The 7,489-nt window shown below is 63.3% G+C and carries 9 protein-coding genes and 1 pseudogene; 6 read left to right on the top strand and 4 right to left on the bottom strand.

The annotated features are described in order from the left end of the window. On the bottom strand, positions 1 to 414 hold a 414-nt coding region (locus tag WA317_RS21255; RefSeq protein ID WP_425174906.1), incomplete at its 3' end, for a hypothetical protein. Between the two features lie 173 nt (positions 415 to 587). Between WA317_RS21255 and WA317_RS21250 the strand changes: the two genes are divergently transcribed. Further along, the gene (locus tag WA317_RS21250; RefSeq protein WP_425174907.1) at positions 588 to 1,301 is read left to right on the top strand and encodes a TetR/AcrR family transcriptional regulator; all 714 of its coding nucleotides are present in this window, start codon (positions 588 to 590) and stop codon (positions 1,299 to 1,301) included. Between the two features lie 250 nt (positions 1,302 to 1,551). After that, on the top strand, positions 1,552 to 3,069 hold the full coding sequence (locus WA317_RS21245; protein WP_425174905.1) for a wax ester/triacylglycerol synthase family O-acyltransferase: 1,518 nt from the start codon (positions 1,552 to 1,554) through the stop codon (positions 3,067 to 3,069). A gap of 458 nt (positions 3,070 to 3,527) precedes the next feature. Here WA317_RS21245 and WA317_RS21240 read toward each other — a convergent pair whose 3' ends face one another. Together WA317_RS21240 and WA317_RS21235 are read right to left on the bottom strand one after the other, a co-directional pair. Beyond that, positions 3,528 to 3,941 carry a hypothetical protein gene (locus WA317_RS21240; protein ID WP_425174904.1) on the bottom strand — a complete coding sequence of 138 codons (414 nt, stop codon included), beginning with the start codon at positions 3,939 to 3,941 and terminating at the stop codon, positions 3,528 to 3,530. Beyond that, on the bottom strand, positions 3,938 to 4,159 hold the full coding sequence (locus WA317_RS21235) for a hypothetical protein (RefSeq protein ID WP_425174903.1): 222 nt from the start codon (positions 4,157 to 4,159) through the stop codon (positions 3,938 to 3,940). Before WA317_RS21235 ends, WA317_RS21240 begins: the two co-directional genes overlap by 4 nt. A 157-nt stretch (positions 4,160 to 4,316) precedes the next feature. Here WA317_RS21235 and WA317_RS21230 point away from each other — a divergent pair, with 157 nt between their 5' ends. From WA317_RS21230 to WA317_RS21220, 3 genes are all read left to right on the top strand, one after another. Beyond that, complete coding sequence (locus WA317_RS21230) at positions 4,317 to 4,748, top strand: TA system antitoxin ParD family protein (RefSeq protein ID WP_425174902.1); 432 nt, start codon at positions 4,317 to 4,319, stop codon at positions 4,746 to 4,748. Then, a complete protein-coding gene (locus tag WA317_RS21225; RefSeq protein ID WP_425174901.1) occupies positions 4,745 to 5,314 on the top strand; it encodes a zeta toxin family protein in 570 nt (189 codons plus the stop codon). Before WA317_RS21230 ends, WA317_RS21225 begins: the two co-directional genes overlap by 4 nt. A 70-nt stretch (positions 5,315 to 5,384) precedes the next feature. Then, positions 5,385 to 5,765, top strand: a complete 381-nt coding sequence (locus tag WA317_RS21220; RefSeq protein WP_425174900.1) for a hypothetical protein — start codon at positions 5,385 to 5,387, stop codon at positions 5,763 to 5,765. 57 nt (positions 5,766 to 5,822) lie between these two features. On the opposite strand, the gene WA317_RS21215 is transcribed toward WA317_RS21220, so the two are convergent. Then, positions 5,823 to 6,869: a zinc-binding metallopeptidase family protein gene (locus WA317_RS21215; protein ID WP_425174899.1), complete on the bottom strand. Its 1,047-nt coding sequence runs from the start codon at positions 6,867 to 6,869 to the stop codon at positions 5,823 to 5,825. Positions 6,870 to 7,241: 372 nt separating this feature from the next. Between WA317_RS21215 and WA317_RS21210 the strand changes: the two are divergent. Beyond that, a pseudogene (locus tag WA317_RS21210) lies at positions 7,242 to 7,489 on the top strand (hypothetical protein); the annotation flags it as partial.

Genomic DNA, 7,489 nt, shown 5'->3' with positions numbered 1-7,489 from the left:
CGAAAAACGGCTGAGCAGCCCACTGCCGGGCCGGCGGGTCGTCTTCGTCGCCCCGTCCGAGTTCGTGATCGAACTGGCGGCCGCGTCGCCGTGCCGCTGGTGTTCGAGCAGTCGGTCGCGGTCTTGAGCCAGATACACATTCTCGCGTTGCGAGTTTTGCAGATCGCGTCGCGCGTTGCGGCCGCGGCGCGCAGTGCGGCGGGCACCGGCCAGCAACACGCTCAGCCCCAGCAGCGCCACCGCCCCGACCACGATCCCGAACAGGAACAAGGTCCCGGTCGACCCGGTGACGTGATAACCCAACACCGAGAAATTTTCGGTCAACGGGTGCGCGGCGCCGGCGTTGCCAAGCACACCCACCAAACCGATGACCACCGCGATAACCAGAAGGACCAAACCTCCGATAACAAGCATGTCGATGCCTTCCGTCGATTCTTTATCTCTCCAGTACACATCGCGGTAAGCCTGGTGTCAACGTTGTTGTGCGACGCCGATGGCCTACAATGTGGTATAAAAACTAAAACACAGTCCTGCTCCAGAAAGAAAGTTGTGCTGCGTTGAGAAAACGGCCGACCGTCGGGCCCGGTGTGGATTCCGACGATGATGACGCGTCGGTGCGGGCCGGCGGTGAAAACAACGGACAGATCAGCCGCGCGCTGATCCTGCGGACCGCGCTGGGGATCATCGATCGCGACGGCGCGGACGGGTTGTCGATGCGCCGGCTCAGCGACGCGGTCGGCCGGGATCCCACGGTGCTCTACCGGCACTTACCGAATAAGGCCGCGGTGCTCGACGGTGTCGCCGAGATCGTGCTCGAGCAACTCTCGGTGGACACCGCCGACTCGGACTGGGCCGCCCAATTGCGCAGCGTTGCCCATGACTTTCGCCGGCTGGCCATCACCCACCCCAACGTAGTGCCGTTGTTGGTGACTCGGCCCCTGGCCACGCCACTCGGCCAACGACCGCCAGGAATGCTGCGCCCCCTCGAAGACGTCCTCACGCTTCTTATCGGCGCCGGGTTCACCGGAGTCGACGCGCTGCATGTCTACCGGCTGTTGTTTGGCTTTTTGTACGGCCACATCCTCAACGAGCTCCAGGAGGTGGTCGAACGACCCGAGGAAACCGACGATGTTTTGCGCCTTGGCCTGCACCGGCTGGCGATCACCGATTTTCCCCACGTCCGTGCGCTGGCACCGGCCCTCGGCTCCTACGACGGCGCCGGTGAACTCGACCGCGGCCTCGACCTCCTGCTCACCGGCCTAATCGCAGAACAGGCCGGCGGGGCGCTTCGAGCCACATAAGACGAAGGGCCGAACCGGAGCAGTTCCCTTGCGGGTGTCAACGCCGTTGGTAGACATCCGAGGCCTACGGTGTAGTGTGAGGCGGAGTGCCGCCGAAGTGACGAGACAGCGGCTTGGGGATATCGAATCCCGTTAGATACGAATCGGTTTAGCCATGCCAGCGCCGTCCTTGCGGAATGCACCGCAATGCGGCGAAGGAGCCGTCAGCCACGCGTGAGCTGAACGCTCGGGTAGCGAATGGAGCATGGTGATGGATCGGTTGACCGGTTTGGACGGGGTGACGCTGCACGGCGAAACGTCGACGATGCCCACCCACGTAATGGCGCTGATGTTTTGCGACCCGGCAGCACGTGGTAAATCGCCGGCAGCACGTGGCGAGTTGGCCGCCGAAGCAATCTTGAAGCTGATGGCTGAGCGCACTGCGGCGATGCCGGGTTTCCAGCAGCGTCTGCTTACCAAACCTTTCGGATTAGGCCAGCCGGTATGGATCGACGACCCCGCGTTCAATGTCGACGACCATCTGCATTGTGTGCGGCTGCCCAACCCTGGAACCATGCGGGAGCTGGACGCGCTGGTCGGCGAGCTGCACGGGCAACGCCTTCGCCGTGATCGCCCCCTGTGGGAGGCCTGGGTCGTGCACGGTCTCGCCGACGGCCGGCTGGTGGTAGTCATCAAGTTCTCCCACGCCATGACCGATGGTGTGGGCGCGGTGACCTCGCTGCTTCCCCGACTGATGACCACCGATCCAGACGCGGTATTCGCCACGATGGCGTTGCGGCCCCTTCCCCGGATGCCAATTGCGGCGGCGATGGCGCTGGACATCGTTAACGAGATCGCCGCCAACACCGCCGTCGGCGTTCGGATCGCTGTGAGGCTGGCTCCCGACGCGGTGAATTCAATGGGGGGAATCGCGCTGCGGTCGGTCCGCCGACTCCTCCCGGGTGCCGGCTCGCAAAGAATGGATGCCCCGACGCCCGATTCGGACGAGAGTTCGCCACGGACGCTGCTGAACGCCCCGATCACCGCGCGACGCAGCGTTGCGTTGGCTGCCGTGGCGATGGACGATCTGCACGCCATCACCGACGCGTTCGGCGTCACGGTCAACGACGTATTCCTCACCGCGGCAACGTCGGCGATGCGTCGATGGCTGCAAGCACACGACACGGTGCCCGAGCAGCCGCTGCGCACCCTGATGCCGATCTCGACCCGCGGCGCCGGTGACGACACGTCGAACAGCTGGTCGCCGGCCGTCGTCAAACTGCCGGTGTATCTCGCCGACCCGGTGGATCAGCTGGCCCGCATCCGCACCGCGACATCGCAGCTCAAGAGCCGACGAAGAGCAACGGCACCCGTCAACCTCGCCGACGTCATCGATCTGGTGCCGCCGGTGATCGTCGGGCAGGTCGCGCGGCTGTACACCGACCTGAAGCTCGCGCGATTCCATCCTCCGCTGGCTCACGCGATCACCTCCAATGTTCCGGGCCCACCCGAGGAAATCTACTGCGCCGGGTCACGTGTCGTCGGCATCCATGCCCTCGCGCCGTTGTTTTTGGGCGCCAACCTCAACATCACCGCCGTGTCCTACGAAGACACCCTCGCCGTGGGCATCGTCGCCTGCCCCGACAACGTCGAGGACGTCGCATCCCTCGCGCGGGCCATCGAAGATGTGGTGGGTGAGCTGAAGAAGGCTGCCGAGCAAAAAACCGGCCAGAGCGTAGATTCGGCCCGCACCAGATCACCGGTCCCCGCCACAAGTCCACTGCCATAACGCAAACGCTCCACCACGAGGCGCGTGAGCGCGAAGAAGTCGACTCCCGGCGACAAACGGCCGCTTAATTGCCTTTAGGTGACTGACCAACCAAATGACTCGGGTGGTTCCGCATGCCACATAGTTGCCGTTTTGCGGATGCTTTCGGCGACATTGTCAATGGACGCTTGGGCGCTCGCGTCGGCATCGCTGCCGGCCTGCGGGATCGGGAAAACAAATCGGCCGTTCGTTCCCCATTGCCAGCCGCGGAGAAGTCTTCGCGGGCGAGCGGGCGAAAGATGACTTCGGTCCGTGCGTCGTTCACCATGACTTCGAGCCACGTGGCGTACTCGACGCGGTCATCGGTCAGTCGCGGCTGGTTGTTGACGTGGACCTCGCCGCACCGTCCAGCCTCGTGCGTAGTGCCTCGGCTAGCGGCTGCATCAAATCTCGTTCGCATTGCTCTGCCTTGTCCTTTTTCATTGCGCTGCATCCGCATCCGTCGCCGCAGCGGCGCCCGGATGCCGGATTGACTTACTCCTGAGTCGGCGGTTGTTCATGGGTTCGCGCGCTGACGTCTGGTGCTCGAGCTTACGGATCAGCTCACGCTTCGCTTCGCCGAGAGCCCGGGTCAGGTCTACATCGTCGGCGATCGCCAGCACCTGCGGACGACCGGGCAGCGTCGTACGTAACGTGACGCGCTGTTCCTTCCCGCCGCGGTTCTGTACGGAGACTTCCACATCCACATCCTTCGGATCCCACCGTCCTAGGCGCGCACCGAGCCCCGACAACGTATCGAGTACGTGTGACCGCTCCTGTTCTTTGAAGCCGGCACCCATGTGTAATGCGTGCTCAGCGAAGACATCTCGCCGCTGGTTCTCGCTAGTGCTCACCGTGACCTCATCTCTGGATTGGCAATCAACGGTTGACTTTGTTCGACAGTTAAGTTCTGGGACAACATGATGCGCTGGCAAGGTCTGGCAACGACGCTGCCGCCGATCCGCTGACTCAATACGGCGAAGCTGTCATGGGTCCCGGCCGCACTGGTCAGCGTGGTGAGCGCAAACGTCAGGACTACCAGCACGACAATCAATCCAACGATGACAACCATGTCGATACCTCTGTTTCGAGTTCTATCCCTAGTAGACGCCGTGTTCTGCAATGTGTCAACACCGTTGACTTACGCTGTGAACATACCTTGTTGGCGTCAGGCACACCTATGTAGCACTCTGCTACGCTTGTAGCAGACTGCTACATATGGAGGCATGATGGCGAACACCGCTGATCGAGTGACCCGCGTGGCCGCGGATCTGTTGGACAGCGCCGCGGCTGAGGGAGCGCGACAGAGCCGCTCGGCCAAGCAGCAGCTGGATCACTGGGCCCGGGTGGGCCGCGCGGTGTCGAGCCAGCAGACGGCGGCCCGACGGCGTGTCGAATCCGCGCTCGCCGGCGATTTGGAGTTGCGTGAACTGAGCGCCGAAGAGGGCGCAGTGTTCAACGCTGAGATCGCCGCGGCGATCCAGGAGAATCTGGCGCAGTCGAATTACGGGCAGACGTTGGCCAACCGTGGCATCACCACCGTCGCCCTCAACGACGACGGTGAAATCGTCGAGCACCGGCCTGATGGAACCTCGGTAATGCTGACCGCCAAGCGCCGGGCGCCGCGACGCAGGAAGGTCAGCGCCGCACCCAGCCGATGAAGCGGCTCGATCTTGTCGTCGGACCCAACGGTGCGGGCAAGTCGACCTTCGTCGAACTCACGCTGGCGCTGCTGCTGCCCGACAGCGTCTTCGTCAACGCCGACGAGATCGCCAGACAGCGCTGGCCCGACGACCCGGCCGCGCACGCGTACGAGGCCGCGCGGGTGGCAGCAGACACCAGGGCGAAGCTGCTCGAGCTGGGCACGTCGTTCATCGCCGAAACCGTGTTCTCCCACCCGTCGAAGCTCGAACTGGTCGACGCCGCCCACACGGCGGATTACACGATCGTCATGCATGTTCTGCTTATCCCTGAGGAGCTGGCGGTGCAACGGGTGCGGCACCGGGTCAGCGCCGGCGGACACCATGTGCCCGAGGGCAAGATCCGCGAACGCTACCAACGTCTTTGGCCGCTCGTCGCCACCGCGATCACCCGATGCGACTTTACGACCGTCTACGACAACAGCGGGCCGAAAGGCCCCCGCATCGTCGCCCAGCTGAACGACGGCTTCATCATCGGCTCCCCCGACTGGCCGGGATGGACGCCGCGCGCCCTGCAGTCAGCTTAGACAACGTAGACAGCGCAGACTGCTGGGAGGACGATCGACTCGCTGGCCATCCACAGGAAGAAGGATCGCGATGCGTGACGACGACATCCGGGTCGCTTTGCAAAACCACTGGGCAGCCTCCGATGCCAACGACTTCGCGGCAGAACACCGAATCTACCGCGACGACGCTCTTCTCGAATATCCGCAATCGGCCGAACGCATTCGTGGCCGCCAGAACATCCAGGCGTCGCGCACAGCCCAGCCGAACACGAAACGCTTCACCGTGCGACGCATCCTGGGTGGCGGTGATCTTTGGATCACCGAGCTGATTCTGACCTACGACGACCAACCGTTCTACGTGGTCAGCATCATGGAATTCTCCGGGCAAGAGGTCGTGCATGAGACGCAGTACTTCGGTGGAGGCTTCGCCCCGGGCCCGTCTCGCGCTCAATGGGTCGAGCCACTGGAGTGACGCGCCGAGATCTGTGACCCGGCCCGGCCCAACCGTCAGGCCCGTGCGCATCAGCCGCTATACGGCAGCCAGATCGTCTGATTCCGAAGTGATCTCGTCGATGACGGTGTAGATGAAGCGCATTTTCTTCAGCACAGCCGCGGTCAGCACAAACGGATAGAGATCGTCTTTGCCCATCGAGCGGTTGACCATGTTGAGCGCCCACGCCAGCGGCAGCCACATCTCGACGATGGCGTCGAACCCGCTGCGCCCTAACGCTCTTCGCTCGTAGGTCGCGGCGGCGGGGGCGAAACTGAACGCCGCCGAGGTGTCAAGGGTGTCGCGGATGTGCAGGTAGTGCGCGAACGTCTCAGCCCAGTCCTCAGCAGCATGCATAGTGGCATACGACGAAACGAAATCCTTTTTCCAATCCTGTGGCGCCCCTTCGCTGTAGTGCCGGTCCAGGGCGGCTTGGTAATCCTCGTCCGGATCACCGAACAGCTCGGTGAACTCCTGGACGTACTCCGGTGAGGGCCCGACGAGCCGGTAATAGTAGTAGTGGCCGATTTCGTGGCGGAAGTGACCGAGCAGGGTCCGATAGGGTTCGTCCATCTCGATGCGCAACTGCTCGCGGTGCACGTCGTCGCCTTCGGCCAGGTCTAACGTGATGACACCGTTGGCGTGCCCGGTGAACACCTTCTCGTATTCGCTCGACAACAGGTCGAAAGCCAGACCATAGTCAGGATCCTGATTGCGGTCGACGATCGGCAGTTTTAGTTCGTGCAGTTCGGCGATCAGTCGCCGTTTGGCTCTCTCGGCGGCGGCGAACGCGGCCAGCGCCTTGGTGTCGGCGTCATTGGGCCGGGTACGGGTCAACACACACGATTGGCAGAGCTGCCGGACGGGCTGCACGGGAACCAGCCAATTGCATTCGGCGAGGTGCAGATTGGCACACAGCTGGTACTGGCTGGCAGGAACGACCCCCGACTGCTCGGTGTCCTCGTCGGCGATCACAAAGAACGCCATCTGCTCCAGGGAAAACCCGAGCCGACTGTTGCAGGACAGACACACCGAGTTCTCAAAGGCCAACCGTTGCCCACAGTTGGGGCAGATGAAATCGCGCATCGCAGTCCTTTCGCCTCGCTGCCTATGACCTGGATAGGTGCGTCGGGCTCGTCCGCCGGTTCAACGTGCGACGCAGCACCACAGTGCCCCGCTCGCCGAACATCGAAACACGCCGTTGCCGAGCCGATGTGACCCGGCCACAGTGCTCGACCGCTCATCGCGGCGGCCGAAATTGTGGTGCGCATGTCCGATTAAATGTTTCGGGTTGCCACCGCGGCGAAAAGACGTGGTTACGGCGCGGCTCGTGATCGGTATCAGTTCTGCAACTTACGGAGTCAACCATCTAGAAAAAGCTTTGCACAGCGATACGGTACCGCCGCAACCTTTGGTGGTGGAAATACCCCTTCGGGCCCGTACAGAAGGAAGATTGCGGTGAAGATTTTCGACCTGTTCGGCGTCACGTTAGCCGCCGGTGCCGGTGTGTGCGCGGCCGCTGTGGCGTTGAGCCCGGCCGCGGCAGCCACCCCGCTCCGCGAAGGCGGCCCCACCTGCGTCGAACAGATGTCGGGGCTTGCCGGGCCTGTTGCCGCGGCAGCACCAGTACCGATGGCGTTGCCTGGTCCCCTGCCTGGCGCAGGAGGTGCTCCGCTGCTGCCTGGCGCTCCGGTTGTGCCTGCTGC

This window comes from Mycobacterium sp. (assembly GCF_049802695.1).
GTDB lineage: Bacteria > Actinomycetota > Actinomycetes > Mycobacteriales > Mycobacteriaceae > Mycobacterium.
Note: the sequence above shows the minus strand (reverse complement) of the source record. Positions and strands in the feature narration are given on the sequence as shown.